Origin of the sequence: Ornithobacterium rhinotracheale DSM 15997 (genome assembly GCF_000265465.1) — a bacterium.
Classification (GTDB): domain Bacteria; phylum Bacteroidota; class Bacteroidia; order Flavobacteriales; family Weeksellaceae; genus Ornithobacterium; species Ornithobacterium rhinotracheale.
Window position 1 is genome coordinate 350,839 of the sequence record NC_018016.1, and the last position, 21,662, is coordinate 372,500.

17 protein-coding genes (1 of these 17 running past the window's edge) are annotated in these 21,662 nt (G+C 38.3%); 12 read left to right on the forward strand and 5 right to left on the reverse strand.

Annotated features, from left to right (window positions below; translation table 11 throughout):
* Positions 1-176 precede the first annotated feature (176 nt).
* Positions 177-401 (forward strand): PLDc N-terminal domain-containing protein, encoded by a 225-nt coding sequence (locus tag ORNRH_RS01610; protein WP_014790169.1) that lies wholly within the window; start codon positions 177-179, stop codon positions 399-401.
* Between the two features lie 78 nt (positions 402-479).
* Here ORNRH_RS01610 and ORNRH_RS01615 read toward each other — a convergent pair whose 3' ends face one another.
* Positions 480-1,211: a GLPGLI family protein gene (locus tag ORNRH_RS01615; RefSeq protein ID WP_014790170.1), complete on the reverse strand. Its 732-nt coding sequence runs from the start codon at positions 1,209-1,211 to the stop codon at positions 480-482.
* A gap of 40 nt (positions 1,212-1,251) precedes the next feature.
* Between ORNRH_RS01615 and ORNRH_RS01620 the strand changes: the two genes are divergently transcribed.
* Positions 1,252-1,884, forward strand: coding sequence for a hypothetical protein (locus tag ORNRH_RS01620; RefSeq protein ID WP_014790171.1), 633 nt, complete (start codon positions 1,252-1,254; stop codon positions 1,882-1,884).
* A gap of 47 nt (positions 1,885-1,931) precedes the next feature.
* Here ORNRH_RS01620 and ORNRH_RS01625 read toward each other — a convergent pair whose 3' ends face one another.
* Positions 1,932-4,565: a porin family protein gene (locus tag ORNRH_RS01625; protein ID WP_014790172.1), complete on the reverse strand. Its 2,634-nt coding sequence runs from the start codon at positions 4,563-4,565 to the stop codon at positions 1,932-1,934.
* Between the two features lie 79 nt (positions 4,566-4,644).
* Positions 4,645-4,986, reverse strand: a complete 342-nt coding sequence (locus ORNRH_RS01630) for a type I restriction enzyme HsdR N-terminal domain-containing protein (protein WP_169313177.1) — start codon at positions 4,984-4,986, stop codon at positions 4,645-4,647.
* A 100-nt stretch (positions 4,987-5,086) separates the two neighbouring features.
* Between ORNRH_RS01630 and holA the strand changes: the two genes are divergently transcribed.
* From holA to ORNRH_RS01655, 5 genes are all read left to right on the forward strand, one after another.
* Positions 5,087-6,097, forward strand: a complete 1,011-nt coding sequence (gene holA, locus ORNRH_RS01635) for a DNA polymerase III subunit delta (protein WP_014790174.1) — start codon at positions 5,087-5,089, stop codon at positions 6,095-6,097.
* A gap of 26 nt (positions 6,098-6,123) precedes the next feature.
* The gene (locus tag ORNRH_RS01640) at positions 6,124-7,791 is read left to right on the forward strand and encodes a M23 family metallopeptidase (RefSeq protein ID WP_014790175.1); all 1,668 of its coding nucleotides are present in this window, start codon (positions 6,124-6,126) and stop codon (positions 7,789-7,791) included.
* Between the two features lie 9 nt (positions 7,792-7,800).
* Positions 7,801-10,011 (forward strand): TonB-dependent receptor plug domain-containing protein, encoded by a 2,211-nt coding sequence (locus tag ORNRH_RS01645; RefSeq protein WP_014790176.1) that lies wholly within the window; start codon positions 7,801-7,803, stop codon positions 10,009-10,011.
* Between the two features lie 96 nt (positions 10,012-10,107).
* Positions 10,108-10,590 (forward strand): DUF3575 domain-containing protein, encoded by a 483-nt coding sequence (locus tag ORNRH_RS01650; RefSeq protein ID WP_042275116.1) that lies wholly within the window; start codon positions 10,108-10,110, stop codon positions 10,588-10,590.
* A 15-nt stretch (positions 10,591-10,605) separates the two neighbouring features.
* Complete coding sequence (locus tag ORNRH_RS01655; RefSeq protein ID WP_042275119.1) at positions 10,606-10,842, forward strand: hypothetical protein; 237 nt, start codon at positions 10,606-10,608, stop codon at positions 10,840-10,842.
* A 294-nt stretch (positions 10,843-11,136) separates the two neighbouring features.
* On the opposite strand, the gene ORNRH_RS01660 is transcribed toward ORNRH_RS01655, so the two are convergent.
* Both ORNRH_RS01660 and ORNRH_RS01665 read right to left on the reverse strand, forming a co-directional pair.
* Positions 11,137-11,520, reverse strand: a complete 384-nt coding sequence (locus tag ORNRH_RS01660) for an HU family DNA-binding protein (protein WP_014790177.1) — start codon at positions 11,518-11,520, stop codon at positions 11,137-11,139.
* 189 nt (positions 11,521-11,709) lie between these two features.
* Positions 11,710-13,392 (reverse strand): fibrobacter succinogenes major paralogous domain-containing protein, encoded by a 1,683-nt coding sequence (locus ORNRH_RS01665; protein WP_014790179.1) that lies wholly within the window; start codon positions 13,390-13,392, stop codon positions 11,710-11,712.
* A gap of 1,295 nt (positions 13,393-14,687) precedes the next feature.
* Between ORNRH_RS01665 and rpsO the strand changes: the two genes are divergently transcribed.
* From rpsO to ORNRH_RS01690, 5 genes are all read left to right on the forward strand, one after another.
* A complete protein-coding gene (gene rpsO, locus ORNRH_RS01670) occupies positions 14,688-14,957 on the forward strand; it encodes a 30S ribosomal protein S15 (RefSeq protein ID WP_014790181.1) in 270 nt (89 codons plus the stop codon).
* A 154-nt stretch (positions 14,958-15,111) separates the two neighbouring features.
* The gene (locus tag ORNRH_RS01675) at positions 15,112-17,244 is read left to right on the forward strand and encodes a polyribonucleotide nucleotidyltransferase (protein ID WP_014790182.1); all 2,133 of its coding nucleotides are present in this window, start codon (positions 15,112-15,114) and stop codon (positions 17,242-17,244) included.
* 108 nt (positions 17,245-17,352) lie between these two features.
* On the forward strand, positions 17,353-19,434 hold the full coding sequence (locus ORNRH_RS01680) for a S9 family peptidase (RefSeq protein ID WP_014790183.1): 2,082 nt from the start codon (positions 17,353-17,355) through the stop codon (positions 19,432-19,434).
* Positions 19,435-19,491: 57 nt separating this feature from the next.
* A complete protein-coding gene (gene mnmE, locus ORNRH_RS01685; RefSeq protein ID WP_014790184.1) occupies positions 19,492-20,901 on the forward strand; it encodes a tRNA uridine-5-carboxymethylaminomethyl(34) synthesis GTPase MnmE in 1,410 nt (469 codons plus the stop codon).
* Positions 20,902-21,056: 155 nt separating this feature from the next.
* A protein-coding gene (locus ORNRH_RS01690) for a histidine phosphatase family protein (protein WP_014790185.1) crosses the window boundary here: on the forward strand, positions 21,057-21,662 show its 5' portion. The gene runs 6 nt beyond the window's last position; the window shows 606 of its 612 coding nt (coding positions 1-606); the start codon lies at positions 21,057-21,059; its stop codon lies beyond the right edge, outside the window.

The following is a 21,662-nucleotide window of genomic DNA, read 5'->3' on the forward strand; positions in this document are numbered from 1 at the left end:
TAGGGGTAAATTTAATTTTTAATACTTTTTCAAAACAAACACCCCATTTCAACACCCCATTTCAAGCAAGAAAATACAAAAATCAATTTTTAATACATTTTCTAATGTTAATTATTTGGAATTTCCATGATTATTAAATATATTGCACTAAGCAAATTAATGAAAATCAAAAAATTATGGACAATTTATCAGCAATTTTAGTCGCAATTTATTTAATTCTTGGTGCTTTTTTAAGCGTTTGGGCTATTGTAGACTGCATTAAAACAAAAAGGGAATACAGCACTTTATGGATTTTGGTCGTATTTTTCTTCCCACTTATAGGTGCTTTTGCTTATTTCATGACCAAACCGAGAGCTAAATTTAAGCCGTTTAAAAACAACATTCAATCTTATAGAAAATAGATAAGATTTAAAAGAGATTTTTCACAAAAACATCCCCGCTCGGCAAAGCCGAGCGGGGATGTTTTCTAATGTAAATGATTAATCACGATTTACACCGCCACCTCGCATCATTTTAAGTTGTTCTAAATGATCTTTAATCAGCTTTTGAAACTCAGCCGATGAAATGGTTTTGTTTTTATTGAATTTCTCAATACTTGGCAAACTACTCTGCTCCCCGATGTTGATGGCAATAGTTTCCACATTATTCTCTGGTTGATTTTCTGGATGCGAAACGACTTTCATGATTAAACCTGGCAATCCGTAATAGTCTAGTGGTCCCATTTTATAAGGTACATCGGTTGTGTACCACGCAGTGATTACAATTCCCGTATCGGTTTTAGCCACCGCTTTTCGGCAAAGAAAGCCTAAAATTTCTTGCTCTCCGTCTTTCAATTCCCATTGATAATTTTGCTGCAATTGGCTTTCTACCCAAAACTTTTTGCGGGCATAAATCGCTTCTTGTATTTGTTTTTTGTCGGCGTAATTTGTCAAAACCGATTCCACTTTCACCTCGCCCTGCACAGGTAGTATGTATTTCTTCTGACCATTGTCTACAACTTCTTGCTTTTGATACAAACTTTTATCTTTAAAAATAAACAATTTGTAGTAAGTAGGGCGGCTATACACTTGCATCATTAATTTGTGCGTATCGTTTGGATTGTCTCCACCTATTTTCATATGCTTGGTTTGCTCGTAGTCTACCACGACGCTTTGAGCACATAAAACCATGGAAAACAACAATAAAACTGAGTTTAAAATAATTTTTCTCATATCAAATATTTTTAATAAATTTAGAAAAAAATATTTATTCATGAAAAAGTTACTTCTGATTTTTAACACTTTAACACTTATCGGTTGTCAAAAAGATTTTTTCCATAATAATTTTGAATATTACCAAACTGATAATTATCCCAATAAAAAAGCGGCTCGATTTATAAAAAATCAAGATACACTGCGTTTCGTTTTGGCAGCGGATTATCGCACAGACTACCAAATTGCACAAAAATTAAAAAAAGATTTTGGCAATGACCCAATTTACTTTAAAAGTAGGGATATGCGCAAAATCCTAAGAAGAAATAAAATCGGCAAACCGAGCGAACAGTTTTTATTTTACTTTACGCCAGATTATGTACACCTCAATTCGTTGGGATTTTATTACGACAAAGCATTCCCTGAAAGCAAACTAAAGGCAAGCAAAGATTCTGTGGTAGTGCGCGAAGACGGGAAAGTAATTTCGCTGTATTATCCTTACAAAAATCAATATGCGGTAGAAAATTTTGTTCCAATGACGCAGGGTTTTGCAAGAATCATTACAATAAACAAAGCGAGCTACAACGAAAGACAAACCAAGGGATTTTTACACGAAGTAAATTCCTATATAAATGATAATTTTAGAGATAAAAATTACAAGGCTAAAAATTATTTGTTGCTAAATCAAGAGTAAAAAATTAAACAAAAAAAGGCTTCTCAATGAGAAGCCTTTTTCCATCGTTAAAACTTGTATTTCACTTGCAAGATGAAGTATTTTCCCAAAACTTCTTTTCTATAAATGTAGGTATAAGTATCTGTAAAACCTTCGGACACGATTAAATTATTATCTAACAAATTATTGGCTGAAAATTTCACAAAAACTTTGGCTGCCGGACGAAATCTCACAGATGCAGACAAAGAATGATAATGATTTAAAAAATCGCCATTTCTCCACTGCTCGTTGTAGGCGTAATTGCTTTCCACAAGCCATTTTTCGCCCAAGATAAATGCCATGTTTGCAAAAGGCGAAAGTGTTTTAAATTTATTTCCTCTACTCCCTGTTTTATAGTTGCTTACGCCGAAACTTGAACCAAAATTCAGCTCAAAAAGATTATTCCATTTCAATAAATTGTTTAATTGATAATTTTGCGATGTATTGTCCACGGCAAAGTATTTTCCGTTTGAACGCGTATCAAAATCGCTTTTTTGCCAATTTGCCTTTAATTTTAATTGATATTTTCTAGAAAATCTTTTACTAAAACCTAAGTTTGCTGCATAATTGTGCTCAGGCATATTTGCATTAAATGGCGATAAAATTTGATTTAAAGTATTGGCTTCTACTTGATTTCTGATATTGTCTAATTTCCTCAAATAACTCAATTGAAAGTATGCATCTACAAACTTGAACAGATTATTGTATCCCACAAACGCGGTTATTCTTTGATTTTTGGCAACATTAAGCAACGGATTCCCCTCATACAATGTATTGAAATTCACGACATCTAAGCCTTCGCTAAATTCGGAAAGACTAGGCAAACTGTAAGATTGCAAATAACTGGCTTTGAATGTATAATATCCCGCAGTGAGATTCGCCGAAGCGTGCGGTAACACCTCCGTTCCCTTTAACGTTTGAGATGATTTAGGTTGTTTATTTTCTGAATGATAAGCACTCAAAGTGGCTCCAAAATTTAAATTTAAATTTTTGATTTTTCTTGAATAATTGGCGTCTGCATAAATTTCAGAAAAGCTAAAATCCGCAGCTTTTAGCACTCTATTTAGTATCGTGGTTTGATGAGAATTAAATTCATTATCAAGTTTTTGCTTATTGTAATTCAGCCCAGCTGTTACTCTTAAATTACTCACGGGCGTGAGCAAACGATTGTAAACCGCCAAACCAGACAATACATTGGATTTATTTTTCGTCTGTTTTTCAAAGCCATAGTCCTCTGCACCTTTCGACAAATTCCAAATATTATAAAACGGATTTTCGTTTGATTTTATAGCAAGTGTAGACGTTTCGTTATTATATAAATGCAGAACATAAATACCTAAATTATGCTCTCCCATTTTCTTGATGACACTCAATTTTTGATTAAAATTTTGGTCATCGTTATCGTCATTCACTTTTCTAAAAGCCTTCAAAGAGCCATTTTCTGCCACAAAGCTGGTATTATCGGTAAAGTTTTCGGATTTTTTAGCATTGAAATTTGCTTGATATTTCACTTGCCAGTCGTCTTTCGGAGAATAGTTGAGCGTAAACCGAGACAACAAAGCCAGCAAATCATGTTCCTTTTTATTCTCATCAATTTGCGTAAAATCTTGATACATTTTTCTGTAAGATTCAGCATAGCGCACATTGCTTTTATTTGCCATCACAAAACCTGAAATATACAACTTGCTATTCTTTTGATACCCTAAATTTAAAGCCGTATTTGCACTGCGCATATCGGGCGAATTTCTATCAATTGCGATGGCATTGCTATTGCTACTTCTGAGCGAAAACAAACCGCCCTCTCTCCTTAAATAATCCGTTACGCCAGAAAGCTCTCTATAATCTTGATTAGAGAAAACTTGTTTGCCAAATGTATTATAATCCGAAATTAAAGTTCCATCGACTTTTCTTGAAAAGTAGAAAAGATTTTCTTGCAAATCGGTGTGTTTGTGAGCATCGCCCCCAATGGATAAATTACCGAAAACAAGACTTTTTTTATCTTCCTTTAAAACGATGTTTAATTCTGGTTGGTCTTCTTCTTGCAACGAACTTGCAAAGGGATTCATCTTTAATTTCTGGCTTAATTGAATTTTCTCTACCGCATCCGAAGGTAAGTTTTTAGAAATCAATTTGGCATTATTCCCGAAGACTTCTCGCCCCTCAACCTTGATAGATTTTATAGGCTTGCCTTGATAATACGCCACGCCGTTTTCTATGCTCACGCCTGGCAATTTCTTTAAAATATCTTCTAAAACCTCCTCATTCCCCGTTTGAAAAGATTGCGCATCATACTCTATGGTATCCCCTTTTATCTGAACAGGAATCCTGCCTTTGGCAATCACATCTTTTAACGAAACCATCTCATTGGTCAAGATTATTTTCTTAAAGTTTTCAGTTTTTACATCAATTGTTTCTACTCGCTTGCTGAAACTTATATGATTGATTTCAAACTTAATTTTCTCGCAAGGTAGAGCAAACTCGAAATTTCCATTTTCATCAGAAAACACAAAACCTAAAGATTTATTTTTGGAGTCAAAAGCCGTAATCGAGGCATCGTACACGGGATAATTGATAGAATCCAACAACTGCCCTTTAAAAGAACATTTTTGCCCAAAACTCCCAACGGAATACAACAGAAATAGTAAAAATATTGATTTTTTCATCTTTTCGCAGTTTACTACTCTATAAAACTACAAAAAAATATTAAAATTCGTATTTATTTTAAATCAAAAATGCCTTTAATTATGATTTTTCAGGCAAAAATGGCTGAAATTGAATTTCCCCGTCATTCCACTGAGCGACAATGTGCTGAATGCCATTGGTTAAATAAATCCACGGGGCACGGATTTCTTGATTATATCGTAGGATTTGATCCATGGTTTTTTGCGTAATTTTCACCTCGGGCTTTTTGCATTCACACAAAATAAAGGGTTGTGCTTTTTGATAAACAATGCAATCAGCTCGCTGTGGCAGTCCGTTGATTTTTACAGGAATTTCCGCCCCTATGCTTTCTGGTCTGTATTTTAAACTCCTAACCAAAAACTGCATTACATGCTGGCGCACCCACTCCTCGGGCGTGAGCACGAGCCATTTTTTTCGCCACGCACAAAAAATAAATGTGGTTTTTTCCGTTTTTTTGATACGAAATTGGTATTTTTCGGGAAAATTTAGAACGGGCAGTTTTATGAAAGAGTTTGAAAGCATACGCAAAGATATACAAAACAAAAGATTTCAACCGATTTATTTTTTCTGGGGAGATGAGCCTTATTTTATAGATGTTTTGACTCAAGAAATTATAAAAAATGCACTTTCCGAAGAGGAAAAAGCCTTTAATGAACATATTTTTTATGGCAACGAAATCAGTATAGAAGATGTAGTGATGCAAGCCAAACAATTTCCCGTAATGGCAGAGCGACAGCTCATCGTAATCAAAGAAGCACAGCACCTGAGCCGCACGATGGCAAATTTTGCCACCTATGCCGAGGATCCCGTGCCCACAAGCATTGTGGTCTTTAATTTTAAAAATAAAAAACCAGATGGGCGTAGTGCTTTTTTAAAAAATATCAAAAAAACGGGCGTGGTGGCGGAGTCCAAAAAAATGTATGAAAACCAATTGCCCACTTTTATCGAAACACAAGCGCAATCTTTAGGGCTAAAATTACACCCAAAAGTTAAATTTCTGCTCACGGAATTCATTGGGAACGATCTTTCTAGAATCCAAAACGAATTGGCAAAAATTGCCTCGGTGATAAAAAATGGCGAAGAAGTTTCGCCTGAATTTATTGAGAAAAATATAGGTATCAGCAAGGATTACAACAACTTTGAATTGGTGTCTGCCATTGCCGAAAAAAATCAATTAAAGGCTTTTAGCATTGCTAAATATTTTGGTAAAAATCCGAAAGACAATCCTATCATCGTGACCAATTCTGCATTGTTTAATTTCTTTTCAAATCTGCTACTCTTCCACTCGCTGCTGGACAAAAGCCGTGGCAATGTTGCAGCAAATTTAAAAATTAATCCATTTTTTGTAAAAGAATACGAATTGGCAGCGCAGAACTACCCGATAAAGAAAGTTACGCGAATCATCTCGTTTTTGCGAGAAAGCGACGCCAAGTCTAAGGGTATCGGCAGCTCCAATAACACAACGGGCGAAGATATTTTGATAGAATTTTTATATAAAACTTTCAAGATTTAACTTTGCACAGACTTTAGTATATAATAATGAATAATTTATTCCGCACGATATTCCTTTTATCAATCACCTTTAGCCAAGCACAAAACCAAAATCTCCCGCAAGACTTTCGTTCGCCCTTGGACATTCCACGCTACTTAGCAGGCAATTTTGCCGAGCTTCGTGGTTTTCATTTCCATTCGGGCATCGATATCAAGACGCAACAGCGCGAAGGCAAAAATGTGTATGCCATTGGCGATGGCTATATTTCGAGAATTAGCATTTCGCCCTCGGGCTATGGCAATTGCTTGTATGTAACGCACCCCAACGGCTACACCTCTGTATATGCACACTTGCGCGAGTTCAAAGGGGCGATTGAGGACTATGCTCGCAAGCAGCAACATTTGTTACAGTCTTTTGAAATCAATGTTTATCCTCCCAAAGAGGCACTTCCTGTGAAAAAGGGCGATGTGATTGCACTTTCAGGAAACTCAGGCAGTTCGGGCGGTCCGCATTTGCATTTTGAAATCAGAGATACCAAAACAGAAGAAACCATCAATCCTTTTTTGTTTGGGCTCACTACTCCAGACACGCGCAAACCGATGATTAACGGCATGTATATCTATGCACTCAACGGGAATGTTGCAGGTAAAAAACGCTACGACTTAACGGGAGCCACTCAGTTCAAAACACCTATTTATGCCACGGGCGAAGTAGCTTTTGGGATTAAAACTTATGACAAAATCAACGGGGCAGAAAACTGGGACGGCATTTATAACATTAAAGTATATGCCAACAATGATTTAATTTTTGAATTTAAAACCGATCAATTTAGTTTTGATGAAACGCGCTACATCAATTGCCTTACGGATTATGCGCAATACATGACAAACAAAGGCTTTATTTATCAATTATACAAAAAGCCTGGCAACCAACTTCGCATGATAAAATTGGCTAAAAACGACGGAATTTTGAATTTAGCCAACGGAAAAACCTACAACATCAAAATCGTAGTGAGCGACTTTGCAGGCAACACCAGCACGGGGACTTTCACCATTGTGGGCAAAGCGGGCAACACAACGCCTGCCGAAAAACCAAACAAAAACCGATTGTATTGGGACAAAGAAAATTATTGGACCAATGGCGAAGTAGAACTTAGCTTTCCGCCACAGGCTTTCTACGAAGACTTTAACCTTGAATACAAAAAAGCCAACGGCAAATATTACATTCAAAACGACAAAGTGCCTTTGCATAAATTCTATACGCTCGCCATTGTACCAAAAGATATTCCAACTCAAAAAGTGGACAAAGCCGTGATTGCTGTGGAGTATAACTATGGAGGCAAAAAAGTAACCGACTATTTCCCTACCTCCTACCAAAACGGAAAATTGGTAGCACAAGTGAGAGATTTTGGAGTATTCAAAATTGATGTAGACGAAACCGCTCCGAGCATTCAGCCGCTGGACAAATCCAAAACTTTTTCGGCTAAAAATGGCAGAATTAGTTTTAGGGTAAAAGATAGCCAAAGCGGCATTAAAAAATATGATGCCTACATCGATGGCAAATGGGCGATTCCCGTGTATGATAAGAAAAACAAATTGATTTATGTGGATTTAAACAAAGAAGACTTAAACGCTGGCAGTCATCAATTTGAGTTAAAGGTAACCGATTTCAATCAAAATGTAGGCAACTACGCAACCACGATTATTTATCAATAATTATTCTCTATGAAAAAGCAATTTTTAGCCTTAAGCAGTATTTTAATGTTGGCGCAAAGCACTTGGGCGCAAGTAAAAAAAGAGAATAAAAACGAAAAAGTGAATTTGCCCGAAATTATATTTCAGGCAGAGGAAAAGGAAAAAATTTATTCTGAAAACCTAGACCCCGAGGTAGTGAAAAATGCGCCATCGCTCACGGGAAGCTTTACCGATATTTTAAAAACCTTGCCCTATGTGAGCGTGAACACCGAGCTGAGCTCGCAATACATGGTGCGCGGTGGAAATTACGACGAAAACCTAATTTATGTCAATGGGGTTCAGATCTATAAACCTCAACTGATTAGAAACGGAGCACAGGAAGGGCTCAACTTCCTAAACCCAAACATGGTAGCCAATGTAAATTTCTTGCCCGGTGGCTGGGAAGCACAATTTGGCGATGCTATGAGCTCGGTACTTGATGTGATTTATCGCACGCCCACTCAGTTTGAACTTTCTTCTCAATTAAGTTTAATGGGCGGCAACCTAACGCTGGGCACCATGAGCAAAAATAAGAAACTGAGTGCCTTAGTGGGTGCAAGATACCTCAACCGCAGCCTTTTGCTTAAAACTCAAGAAGACGAAACCGAGTTTAAACCCTCTTCCTACGACATTCAAGCAAATGTTCAGTATAAAATAAGCCCTAAGTGGCAAGTGGGCTTTATTGGCAACTTCAACAATAGCTTATTTCAACAAACGCCCCACAGCCGAGAAACCAATTTCGGAACCCTGCAACGCCCCATTCAGCTAAAGGTGTACTATGCAGGAAATGAAAAAGACCGATACATGACTAATTTTGGGGCAATTACCTCTATTTTTAAGCCCAATGGTCTTTGGGATTTAGGGCTAGATTTGTACTCCTACCAGAGCAAGGAAGAAGAATATTTTGACATTCAAGGGGCTTATTTCATAAGAGATTTAGACCCCAAAACCATGGAGCCGATTAATTCGCCCAATGCAGCGGGACAATTAGACCATGCAAGAAATGATTTAGATGTTTTGGTCGCAGGAGTGCAACATCGTGGAAAATACAAATTCAATAGCAATTCCAATCTTGAATGGGGGCTTGGCGTGCAGCGAGAAAACATGCAAGATATGCTCAACGAGTGGCAAATGATTGATTCCGCAGGCTACAATGTTCCGCATGGGCACCAAAAAAGATTATTGCCTGGCGAGGTGGATAGAGGATTGCTTAAGCTCAATTATGCCATGCGCTCCCAGCACAATATCACGATGCAACGCTACACATCCTTTGCACAATGGAGCAAAAAATTCTACTGGAACTCCGCCAAAGTTTTGCTCAATGCTGGGGTGAGAGGCACCTACAATGATTCAAACCAAGAATTAAACATCAGTCCGCGTGCGCAAATTGCCATTCGCCCTGATTGGGTAACAAGCCAAATCTTCCGCTTTGCAACAGGATATTATGTGCAACCACCTTTCTATAAAGAGTTTAAGAAACCAAACGGCGATTTAAACCCTGATGTAAAGTCCCAAAAATCCCTGCAAGTAATGGCAGGACACGACTTTGAATTCTTTATGTGGGAGCGCCCGTTTAAGCTCACCACCGAATTGTATTACAAGAATATACAAGACCTCAACCCTGTGTACATAGACAATGTGCGCATGCACTACTTTGCTAGCAACGATGCCAAAGGGCGTGCTTATGGTATAGATACTCGATTGTATGGCGAGTTTATCCCAGGTTCCGATTCTTGGTTAAGCCTTTCTTATGCCAAGTCTGAACAAAACATCGGGGAACAAGGCTGGATTCCGCGTCCTACCGATCCACGATTTAAGGCTTCGCTTTTCTTCCAAGATTATATGCCCATTTACCCTAGTCTTAAAGTAAATGTGAATTTAATCTATGCTTCGGGCTTACCTACGGGTGCACCGATTTTCACCAATCCGTATGATTTCACGAGCTATTTGCCCGACTACAAACGCGTAGATATTGGATTTTCTAAGATTTTAATCGACCGAGAGAAAAATATACATTTGGGCAATAATTTGTTTCATGGGATAAAAAATCTTTCGGTGGGCTTAGAGGTATTTAATGTATTCGACATCAAAAACACCATCTCTACCCAATGGATACGAGATGTAAATAGTGCCAAGATTTACGGCGTGCCTAACCGATTGACGGGGAGATTCTTCAATGCTAAATTAAATTTAAGTTTTTAATCTATTTAGACTTAGTCTCTTCTTAGCTTAATTAAAGCCAAACAAAATAGCGATTTCTTAAATTTTTTACTTACTTTTGCGCGAAAGTTAAATTATATGAAATCAAAATTATTATTAGGAGCACTATTGGCTTTTGGCAGCCTTTCCGCTCAAGTACAGCAATCTACAGAATTGCCCGTGTCTAAGAAAAATGTGGTAAAAACAAATCTTTTAGCTTACGCTTTTCCTAACTTCAATGTAACTTATGAGCGTGTGTTTACTAAAAAATTCTCACTTGCAGCAGCAGTGGGCTACACGCCAGCTTTTAAGCCAAATAACTATGTTAGTATCAATAACAACAATGATGTAGACATCAGCTCTATAAGCATTTCTAATTTCAGCTTTACATTAGAGCCTAGATTCTATTTGGGCAAAGGCTACTCACAAGGCTTTTACCTCTCTCCTTACTATCGCTACTCTAAATTGAGCCTAGAGAAATTCTCTGTTTCTGAGTCTAAAGGCAATGCAAAAGTTGATATTTCTGGAGATTTAAGCGCCAATAGCTTAGGGCTAATGATTGGGAAACAATGGTTTTTGTGACAAAAGAAAAACTGGGTGCTAGACTGGACAATCATCGGGGTACATGCTGGTTTTTCGGCAGGAAACCTTTCTGGAAAGTCTAACCAAACACTCTCTGCCCAAGAGCAAGCAGACTTTAAAAAAGATTTAGAAGATGTTTCTCTAGACTTCGTGAAAATCAAAGCGAATGTAGATGCACACAATGCCTATGTAGAAACTGATGGAGGCTGGCTAGGTTTGCGCACTGGTCTATCTTTAGGATACAGATTTTAATCGGCAAAACAGTCATTCTTTATAAAAACAAAACGCCCGTGTAGTTGTGCTACACGGGTGTTTTTGTGTGTTCTAAAAAAATGTTTTCTTCTACTCCCTGCCTCTAGCTTAGGCATAAAACCAGCGCAACATTGTCTTGAAACCTGCGCAGGTTTTGCTCCAAACCCGCGCAAGTTTTAGCCCAAACCTGCGCGGGTTTCTTTTGGAACTTGCGCAGGTTTTTACAACACTACAAAAAGAAAGGCACTAAAAAAATAGTGCCTTTTCTATTATAAATAGGAATGATAAATAAAACTACGCCTTTTCAAATCCTGCCGACTTCATCACATCTAGAATACGCTTGCCTGGGCGGTAGTTTACGCCTACTTTCTTGATTAATCCCGCTTGAAACTCTTTCTCGCTTGCGGCAGCTCCACTGCTTAGCGTAGGGTAGAGCGTTCCTAGTTTCTCTAAGCGTACAATCTTACTGGCGGCCAAGGCGTCTTGAATTACATTCTCTAGCGCAATGATGACACCACGGATGTCTGCCTCGCTAAGTGCCGAAAACTTCTCAATTTGTTTTACCAAATCGTCTATACTATACTCTCCATCGTTCACCACATTGGCATAAAACTTCTTGGTGCCGCCACCTTTTACACCGGGCTGACCTCTTTCTACTACTTTGTATTTAATGCTCATTTTTGTTTTTTTTTGATTGTTAATTCTTATTTGTTATTCATAATTCATATTTATAATGCTTCTTTTTATAGGGCTAATTCCCCTCTCTACAGATCCCTTTATAGGCTTTGGGCTTGTCTTTTCTTCTCACCCTGTTTCACCCTATGGGCTACCCTATGCCTACGGCTGGTTGACAGAGAATAACTATAATTAATTATCTTTGGTACAACGAACAGGATAGCCATACTGACTTATTTCAACAACTGTATCATATGATTCTATATAGTATGCCCAGTTGCCAGCTTTCGCGTAGTAATTCTGTCTAAGCCCCTCATTTGTCCAATATTTTATATCTCCGCTAAATACAAAGGAACCATTTTCTGTCCAATGTGGTGTTGGTATAAACAACGGTGCTATTGTAGGACTTTTCAGTGCCCTAAGACCGACTGAAGCATCTACTAAATTTTTCCACTCCAAAGCAGAAGGTAATCTCCATCCCTCTGGGCATGGATTATTAAATGTACGCCTATCTTTCCATGGTATACTATAGTATTCATATTTTCGGTTCATGCCTCCAAAATAATTAGATGTATAAATCCACAACTCATGTCCATCAGGTTTTCTACCCCAGTTAAAATTAGAACCATGGGCTTTGTAATCCAATTTATCTGTTGCCTGTTGTACTGGGTTAAAATACGGAGAACCCACTCTCGCATACTCTGCCCCTAAGTTGTTGTTAAGCCATGTTCTGCCGTCTGGTCCTTCTATTGGCACATAGATAAATTCATGCTCTTTTACTTTCGCGCCATAGCCTACACAGTCAAATGTCGTTTTGCCAAAACAACGGTCTGGGATACCACCTATACCTTTTAATACAACATCGTAACGTGTACCATTCATATCAATAGGGAAAGTAGCAATGACATATTGCTCCCCTGGCGCCATTTGCTTTACTAAATACTCTTGGTCGCTACCCCCCACCGTAATCGTTGCCTCTAACTCACCAGTTACGCCAAAGTTACCCGCAGGGATAGAAAGGCTTAAATTATTTACATCACCACCTTGCCCTGCTGCGGTCTTAATGTTGTTAATGTTTACAGCATTATATGAGCCTTTCCCATTGGTATATGGGATTTTTATCGTTACTTTTTCTGCTCCGTTGTTTATTTTCCCTGGAACAACGGTATTGGTAGGCTGGTAATACAAAGATACCGTGTAATTGTCTTTGTTCGCAACACTTGCAGAACCTAAACCTACTTGGGCTTGCTGGTCTGCCGTCAATCCTAAATGATTAAAATTCGCTACCAAAGCTCCCTCTTGGGGCGTACCTGTAAGCGTATAACTCAACGTGGTTTTACCGCCTGCCTGCAAACTCACATTAGAGTTCTGCCCAGAAGAAACACTCACCCCTCCTTTATTGGAAATGCTCACGGCGCTAGAAAAATCTACATTACTAATGGGAGAAAAACCATTATTTTGCAACTCAAACTTCACCTTATTGGCTCTATTCATCACAATACCTGCGATATAAGTCCCTTCAAAGCCCGCTGGCACTATCGCCACATTTTGGGACTGTGCACTCGTCGCATTCGGAATACAATCCCAATGGGCTCGACCACCTTTCAACCCAAAATACATCTCTAAACATTGTTTAGTAGTATTAAAAATCATTGTACCCACCTTAGGGTTTTCAAACTTAGCACGCTGTTCCGTACTAAAATTTGGGAACGATACCCCTTGGGGCTGCGTCGATGGCAAGTTGCTCAACTCCGCAATGTCCAAAGTAGCTTGGGGAGAGTCGGTATTAATCCCTACACGCCCCTCTGCATCTTGCTGCGCAAGGGCTACACCGCCTGCCAGCAACATTCCTAGAAGATAAAATCTTTTCTTCATCTTTTTTACTTTTTTAAAATTAAACTTTATGATTTATTATTTTTTATTTTTCTTTATATCACACGGGATTTTGTAATTCCCCTCCCACAAAGAGGTGGCAGGCATATGCCTGACGGAGTGTTTATTCTTTATTACTTTTTTCTTGAAAAAAAAGTAATCAAAGTCCGCGACAGCGGAGTATGTGGAGCAAGAGCAAGAGAAATGGGCTACTGCGTACCGTAGGACTACGCGGGCTTGCCTCCCTTTCTCCCTAGGCTCATCCCTCGGACGCGCTCCGCTCCGCCTACTGCCCATGCACTTGCTCGGTAACGCTTCGCTTTGTTTGAGCTGGAATGCTCGAAGCTTACGCGTGGTGGTGAGTGAAGGCAGGTTTAGGGAGAGCCTCCATAGCGAACTTGAAAGCTAAAGGCTTTCAAATAGCGGAGGCGAACCCCGTGCCGCAGGCAAACCGCTGCCTTCGCTCTTGATCTTTTGCTTTCACATACTCTTGCTCCAAGTCTTCGCAAGACTTTCTATCAAGAGAAAAGAAGAAGAAAGAAAACACTAACACTATACAAAATCCCAAAGAACTTCTCATTTATATTAACAGCTATAAAGCTGTGCTACTTTCAACAAAAAAGCCTTACTGCAGTATTAGGGAATACTACAGCAAGGCTAAAACTTAAAAACGATTGTCGGCTATTCTCATAGCGAACATTACATAACAACTTTTCTAACGGTTTCGCTAGAAAAATTAAGTATGAAAAAAAACATTCTACTAGGAAGCGCGTTCCACGAGAGTATATGAAAAAAAGTATTTTACAGTGTAGGGCACTGCAAAAACATTTATTTTTAGATAAACATAAAGCCAATGCTCCTAAACGGAACTTTGGCTTTAGTCTCTTTATACAATATAGTATAGCTAGCAACAAGCTAGCAACAATATTTTTGGTTTTTAAATAAAGGAAAGAAGCATTTGCACAAGCAAACAGACAAACTATATTATAAGGTATATAATTGTGTGTGTGTGTGTGTGTGTGTGTGTGTGTGTGTGTGTGTGTGTTTACGCTTTTTCTTGAACTATGCAAGAAAAAGTTGTTAAACTTATCACAATTCATTATACGTTGTACACACTGTTTCATAGAATTGCTGCAAAGCTATAAAATGTTTTAATAACCACAAACATGTTTTTTGTTAAAATATTCAACTTGCTTTCAAGCAACTAAGATTTTTCCATATAAAGTTTGGTAATTCAATAAAAAGGCATACTTTTGCACCTCAAAACATACATAATAATCATTTAAAACAATATTGGAATGTATTTAGACCCACAAAAGAAAAGAGAAATTTTTGAAAAGTACGGAGAAAACGCTAACGATACAGGATCTCCAGAGAGCCAAATCGCACTTTTCACTTACAGAATCAACCACCTATCTGAGCACTTAAAAGTGAACAGAAAAGATTTCAACACTGAAAGAGCTTTGGTGAAATTGGTAGGTAAAAGAAAAAGTTTACTAGATTACTTAATCAAAAACGACATCGAAAGATACCGTGCAATCATTAAAGAATTAGGTATCAGAAAATAATTTTTTTTCGCACAAAATTTTTTGAAAGCAGCCACAACTACATGTTATGGCTGTTTTTTTATACTCAAAAAAACAAAGGGCTAGGCAAAAAAATTGAATTTAATTACTGAAAATCACAAGATTTGCCTTACCTTTGGTAACTATAAATTATCGTATGAATAATTATCAAGAATTTACAGAAGAAATCCGTCTAAAAGACGGGCGTTCCATTACCCTTTCCACCGGAAAACTTGCTAAGCAAGCCGATGGCGCAGTGGTAGTGAAGATGGGTGGCACCATGCTCCTTGCTACCGTAGTAGGAGCGAAAGAGGCTAAAGATGGCGTAGACTTTATGCCGCTTACCGTAGAATACCGCGAAAAATTCTCTGCCGCAGGGAAAATCCCTGGAGGTTTTATCAAAAGAGAAGGTCGCCCTACGGATGATGAAATCTTAACAATGCGATTGGTTGACCGCGTGATGAGACCTTTGTTCCCAAAAGATTATCACGCAGAAGTCCAAGTAATCATAAGCGTTATGTCTTACGACGGAACTGTGATCCCAGACTCTTTGGCTGGTCTTGCAGCATCTACCGCAATGGCATTAACCGATATTCCTTTCAAAAGCTTAATTTCTGAAGTGCGTGTAGTGCGCGTGGACGGAGAATTACTCATCAACCCAGACCTAGAAACATTGAAGAAAGCAGACCTAGATATTATGGTAGGAGCTTCTAAAGATTCTGTGGTAATGGTGGAAGGTGAGATGAACGAAATCTCTGAAAAAGAAATGGTAGAAGCCATTAAATTTGCTCACGAAGCTATCAAAGAGCAAATCGAGGCACAAGAAAGATTGGCTGAAAAAGTAGGAAAATCTTTCCCAAAAAGAGAATACTGCCACGAAGTGAATGATGAAGCATTGGAGCAAAGAATCCATGATGAGCTTTATCAAAAATTATATGATGTGGCTAAAGAGCCAAGCGATAAGCACGAGCGTTCTGAGAAGTTTGATGCTGTTTTGGCTGAGTTCAAAGCTCAATTTAGCGAAGAAGAATTAGAAGAAAAAGAAGCCTTAATCGATAAATATTTTGGAGACACCAAAAAAGAGGCAGTTCGCCAAATGATTTTAAACGAAAATGTTCGTTTAGATGGTAGAAATCCAAAAGAAATTCGCCCAATCTGGTGCGAGGTAGATTATTTGCCAGCAACACACGGGTCTTCAATCTTTACCCGTGGGGAAACTCAATCATTAAGTACCGTAACCCTTGGTTCGTCACTTGATGTAGATAGAATCGATAGCATTGTAGAAGAATACGACAAAAAATTCTATTTACACTACAATTTCCCACCATTCTCAACTGGTGAAGCTCGCCCAATTAGAGGAACTTCTCGCCGCGAAGTAGGTCACGGAAACTTAGCTGAGCGTGCATTGAAAAAAATGATTCCAGCCGATAATCCATACACTATTCGTTTAGTTTCTGAAATTTTAGAATCAAATGGTTCTTCGTCTATGGCAACTGTGTGTGCAGGAACTTTAGCTTTAATGGATGCCGGTATCAAAATCAAAAAACCAGTTTCTGGTATCGCCATGGGACTTATCACCGATACAGAATCTGGAAAATGGACTGTGCTTTCAGACATCTTAGGAGACGAAGACCACCTAGGAGATATGGACTTTAAAGTAACCGGTACTCGCGACGGTATCACTGCTTGCCAAATGGATATCAAAATCGCAGGACTTAGCTACGAAATCCTAGAAAAAGCCTTGATGCAAGCACACGAAGGTAGAATGCACATCTTGGATAAAATCTTAGAAACTATTCCTGAACCAAACGAAAATTACAAACCAACGGCTCCAAAAATTGTTACTTTAAGAATTAAAGGAGACTTCATCGGTGCAGTTATTGGACCTGGTGGAAAAGTAATCCAAGAGCTTCAAGCAGAAACAGGCACTACCATTTCAATTGAAGAAGATGGCGATTTCGGAGTTGTGGAAATTTCGGGTGTAGACCAAAACGGAATGGATGCCGCTGTTCAAAGAATCAAAGACATTACTTTTGAGCCAGAAATCGGAGGCGTTTATAAAGGAACCGTAGTTTCTATCAAACCTTTTGGTGCATTTGTTCAAATCAAAAAAGGCGTTGAAGGACTAGTTCACATTTCAGAGCTTGAGTGGAGCCGCGTAAACGATGTAGAAGATGTGGTGAAAGTAGGCGACGAAATCGAGGTGAAATATCTTGAAAACGACAAAAAGACTGGTAAAATGAGACTTTCAAGAAAAGTTTTATTGCCTAAACCAGAGAAAAAAGATTAAAAATTCATATTTTTAAGTTTTTTAATACTAAAAATCCTTTCTACAATAGAAAGGATTTTTTGTTTTTCACTACATTTACCCTTTCAAATTAAAATACATTTTTAAACAATGAATACTCCCAATTGGCCCAATATTCCTTTTCCTAAGGCTGAACAAAAAGACTATGTGCGCGACATTCACGGAGAGCGTGTAAACGACCCTTATTTCTGGATGAATGCTTATTTCAAAAAAACAGAAGATAGCCCTGCCGTGCTTGCTCATCTAGAACAAGAAAACATCTATGCCGAGGAAATGATGGCAGATACCAAAAATCTGCAAGATAAACTCTTTGTAGAAATGCGTAGCCGAATCAAGGAAAAAGATGAAAGTGTACCAACCTTTATCAATGGCTATTATTACTACACTCGCACCGAGGAGGGCAAACAATATTATAAATTTTGCCGAAAAAAGGCATCGCTTGATACGCCAGAAGAAATTTTGCTAGATGTAGATGAAATGGCAGAAGGCAAAGCTTATTTCAATGCTAAAGGTTTCTCTATCAGTCCAAATAACGAATTATTGGCTTTTGGCGTAGATGAAGTTTCAAGACGACAATATAAAATCTTTATTAAAGATTTAAAAACAGGAAAAATCTACGACGAAGGCATCCAAAACACTTCGGGCTCAAGCGTTTGGGCAAATGATAATCAAACGATTTTTTACACCGAAAATAATACAGAAACACTTTTAAGCGAAAAAATTAAACGCCACCAATTGGGCACACAAGCCAGCGAAGATGTTTGTGTGTATCATGAGCAAGACCCAACCAATTACATCGGAGTTTATAAATCTAAAAATCGTGATTATATCCTAATTTATTCATCGGCTACCACTTCATCGGAGGAGCGATTCATCAAAGCCAGTGAGCCTTTTAGCGAATTTCAAGTTTTCCAAAAACGCCGAAAAGATGTTTTATACAGCGTGGTGCCGCTGGAAGACAGATTTTTAATCATGACTAATGACCAAGCCGAGAATTTTAAGCTTATGCAATGTCCGCTTGATAAAACTACGGTAGAACATTGGGAAGAAATCATTCCGCACCGCAGCGATGTTTTGCTCGAAAGCGTAGAAGAATTTAAAGACTTTTTAGTCATTACTGAAAGGTTTAACGGACTCACGCGTTTAGTCATTCAAAACCGAAAAACCAAGGAAGAAAAACTCGTAAGTTTTGACGATCCCACCTATGTGGTATACCCAAGCGGCAACGAAGAATACAATTCACAAGAGTTGCGATTTGTGTACAATTCTATGGTTACCCCGCCGTCGGTCTACGATGAAAATATGGTAACGGGCGAAAGAAAATTGCTAAAACAGCAAGAAGTTTTAGGCGACTTCAACAAAGATTTATATACATCTGAAAGGCTTTTTGCCACTGCACAAGACGGCACAAAAATTCCGATTTCGGTTGTTTATAAAAAAGATACGCCTCGAAACGGAAACACTCCACTCCTACTCTACGGCTATGGTTCTTACGGCTATTCGCTCGACGCAAGTTTCTCTACCACAAGACTTTCATTATTAAATCGAGGTTTTGTTTTTGCCATTGCCCATGTGCGTGGGGGCGAAGAAATGGGGCGTGCTTGGTACGAAAACGGAAAACTACTTAAAAAGAAAAATACATTCAATGATTTTATAGATTGTGCCAAATTTTTAATCCAAGAAAACTACACTTCGCCAGCACACTTGTATGCCGAGGGTGGAAGTGCGGGCGGACTGCTCATGGGAGCAATTGCTAACCAAGCACCCGAACTCTGGAACGGAATCATTGCACAAGTGCCTTTTGTAGATGTCATCAACACAATGCTCGACGAGACGATTCCGCTCACTACCAACGAGTACGACGAGTGGGGAAATCCGAACAATGAGGAATTTTATCATTACATGAAATCCTACTCCCCTTACGAAAACATCAAGGCACAAAAGTATCCCAACATGCTCATCACCACAGGATTGCACGATAGCCAAGTGCAATATTTTGAGCCTGCAAAATGGGCGGCAAAGCTGAGAGATTTCAACCAAGGAGAAAGTAAAATCTTGTTTAAAACCGAAATGGATTTTGGACACGGGGGTGCATCTGGACGATTTGATTATCTAAAAGAAACCGCTTTTGAATTTGCCTTTTTATTTAAATTAGAAGGAATTACAAAATAATTTTCATGATTAAATTTTGAAAATTAAAAAATATATAAAAATCGTATTTTTGCATTTATGAACTACGAAGAAACCATCATTGCCCCTGCTACGGGCATGCAATCAGCTGCAATTGCTGTACTTAGAATTTCTGGCGAAAAGGCTTTTGAAATCACCGAAAAATGCTTTCAACCTAAAAATAAAAAAAGAAAGATTTCGGAAAAATCGCACGCCTTGATTTTTGGCGATATAGTAGACAACAAAGGCAATTGGATTGATGAAGTGCTGGTTTCTGTGTTTAAAAATCCAAATTCCTACACGGGCGAGGACACGGTAGAAATCTCGTGCCACGGCTCGTCGTTCATCATTCAGCAAATCATAGATTTATATTTAAAAAATGGCGCACGCATGGCAAATGCGGGCGAATTTACCTTGCGTGCCTTTAAAAACGGAAAATTAGACTTGGCGCAAGCCGAAGCCGTGGCGGATTTAATCGCTTCGGACACGCAAGCGGCACATGATTTAGCGATGAACCAAATGCGTGGTGGCGTTTCGACCAAATTGAAAGAACTGCGCAAACAGCTCATTCACTTTGCTGCGATGCTGGAATTGGAACTGGATTTTACCGAAGAAGATGTGGAATTTGCCGACCGAGAGGAGTTTCTACTTTTGGTTAAAAATCTACAAACGCACATTCAAGCTTTGATAGATTCGTTTCAATACGGAAATGCGATAAAAGACGGAATTCCAATTGCGATTTTGGGTAAGCCGAATGCGGGAAAATCTTCGCTACTCAATAGTATTTTGAACGAAGATAAAGCCATTGTTTCTGATATTGAAGGAACAACACGCGACAGCATAGAGGATGTAGTGATTGCTAATGGGATTAAATTTAGATTAATCGACACGGCGGGCATTCGCGAAACCGAAGACACCATCGAGGCTCTAGGGGTAGAACGCGCCATTGCCAATGCCAAAAAATCGAAATTAGTTCTATTTTTATACGACACCGAAAACACTCAACCTGAAGAAATTACAAAATTACTGCAACCGATTAAAAATTTAGGAATTCACCTATTTTTAATTGAGAATAAAATCGATGTGCGAAATGGATTTAACCCAGAATTCTTTAATTCCGATGAAATTTCATCGCTAAAGGAAAACTTTGCCAGTGTAAAAAATCTTGGAATTTCGGCTAAAAATCCTGTTCAAGTTTCTGATTTAATGACCGAAATCGCTAGTCTTGTAAAAGATTGGAAAAACACTAGCGACACGATTATCACCCATGCGCGTCACAAAGAAGCACTCGAGAAAACTTTGACAAGTCTACAAGCCACGCAACAAGCACTCGAAATGAATATCCCTGGGGATTTGATGGCGCAAGATGTGCGAGAGGCAATTCGCCACTTGGGAAGCATCACGGGCGATATCGAAGTCGATCGTGATATTTTGGGTACTATCTTTAGTGAGTTCTGTATCGGGAAGTAGGTAGTGTTAATACCGGACAACAAAACACTACCAAGCGACTAATATAGTGATAGTTACAAATTTTCTTCTTACATTTGTTGTAAATCGTCAGTAAAAAGTTTACCTGTTTAATAGTTAAAAAAGAAAATACTAACTTTACAAAAAACACTTAGAACATGATAGAAATATACCTAATAAGACACGCAGAAACTGAATACAACCGTATTAATAATAAAATTGGAGGACGCTCAAGCCATTTACATATCAACGAAACAGGTAAACAGCAAGCTCAAAGCTTAAAACAAAGAATTTCGGAAAGTCAAATAATCTTTGATAAAATGTTTTGTTCCACCTCTGTGAGGGCAAAAGAGACTATATCTTTTATTGCCAACACTCCAGATAATATTATTTATTCGGATAAATTAGAGGAACTTTCTCAAGGGGATTGGGAAGGACTTCCAAGAAATCAGATATACACAAAAGAAAGACTAGATGAAATTAATGCTAATAATTATACATTTAAGGCTCCAAACGGAGAATCACAAGAGGAAGTGGAGCGTAGAATGTATAAATTTATAAAAGAACAAATAATATTAAAACACAAAGAAGGAAAATTTCTAGTCCTTACACATGGAATGAGCATAAAATGTTTCTTACGAAAAATTTTAGATTTCAATCCTGCAATCACATACAAAATCACTATTGATAACACTGGCGTTACAAAGCTTGTACATTCACAAGAAAAAGGTTGGGAAATTTCTTATATAAACAGGCACCAAGAT

Excerpts from the sequence above, each read along its gene's own strand:
- ORNRH_RS01610 (WP_014790169.1), top strand. The coding sequence starts at position 177 with ATGGACAATTTATCAGCAATTTTAGTCGCAATTTATTTAATTCTTGGT.
- ORNRH_RS01615 (WP_014790170.1), bottom strand. The coding sequence starts at position 1,211 with ATGAGAAAAATTATTTTAAACTCAGTTTTATTGTTGTTTTCCATGGTT.
- ORNRH_RS01620 (WP_014790171.1), top strand. The coding sequence starts at position 1,252 with ATGAAAAAGTTACTTCTGATTTTTAACACTTTAACACTTATCGGTTGT.
- ORNRH_RS01625 (WP_014790172.1), bottom strand. The coding sequence starts at position 4,565 with ATGAAAAAATCAATATTTTTACTATTTCTGTTGTATTCCGTTGGGAGT.
- holA (WP_014790174.1), top strand. The coding sequence starts at position 5,087 with ATGAAAGAGTTTGAAAGCATACGCAAAGATATACAAAACAAAAGATTT.
- ORNRH_RS01640 (WP_014790175.1), top strand. The coding sequence starts at position 6,124 with ATGAATAATTTATTCCGCACGATATTCCTTTTATCAATCACCTTTAGC.
- ORNRH_RS01645 (WP_014790176.1), top strand. The coding sequence starts at position 7,801 with ATGAAAAAGCAATTTTTAGCCTTAAGCAGTATTTTAATGTTGGCGCAA.
- ORNRH_RS01650 (WP_042275116.1), top strand. The coding sequence starts at position 10,108 with ATGAAATCAAAATTATTATTAGGAGCACTATTGGCTTTTGGCAGCCTT.
- ORNRH_RS01660 (WP_014790177.1), bottom strand. The coding sequence starts at position 11,520 with ATGAGCATTAAATACAAAGTAGTAGAAAGAGGTCAGCCCGGTGTAAAA.
- ORNRH_RS01665 (WP_014790179.1), bottom strand. The coding sequence starts at position 13,392 with ATGAAGAAAAGATTTTATCTTCTAGGAATGTTGCTGGCAGGCGGTGTA.
- rpsO (WP_014790181.1), top strand. The coding sequence starts at position 14,688 with ATGTATTTAGACCCACAAAAGAAAAGAGAAATTTTTGAAAAGTACGGA.
- ORNRH_RS01675 (WP_014790182.1), top strand. The coding sequence starts at position 15,112 with ATGAATAATTATCAAGAATTTACAGAAGAAATCCGTCTAAAAGACGGG.
- ORNRH_RS01680 (WP_014790183.1), top strand. The coding sequence starts at position 17,353 with ATGAATACTCCCAATTGGCCCAATATTCCTTTTCCTAAGGCTGAACAA.
- mnmE (WP_014790184.1), top strand. The coding sequence starts at position 19,492 with ATGAACTACGAAGAAACCATCATTGCCCCTGCTACGGGCATGCAATCA.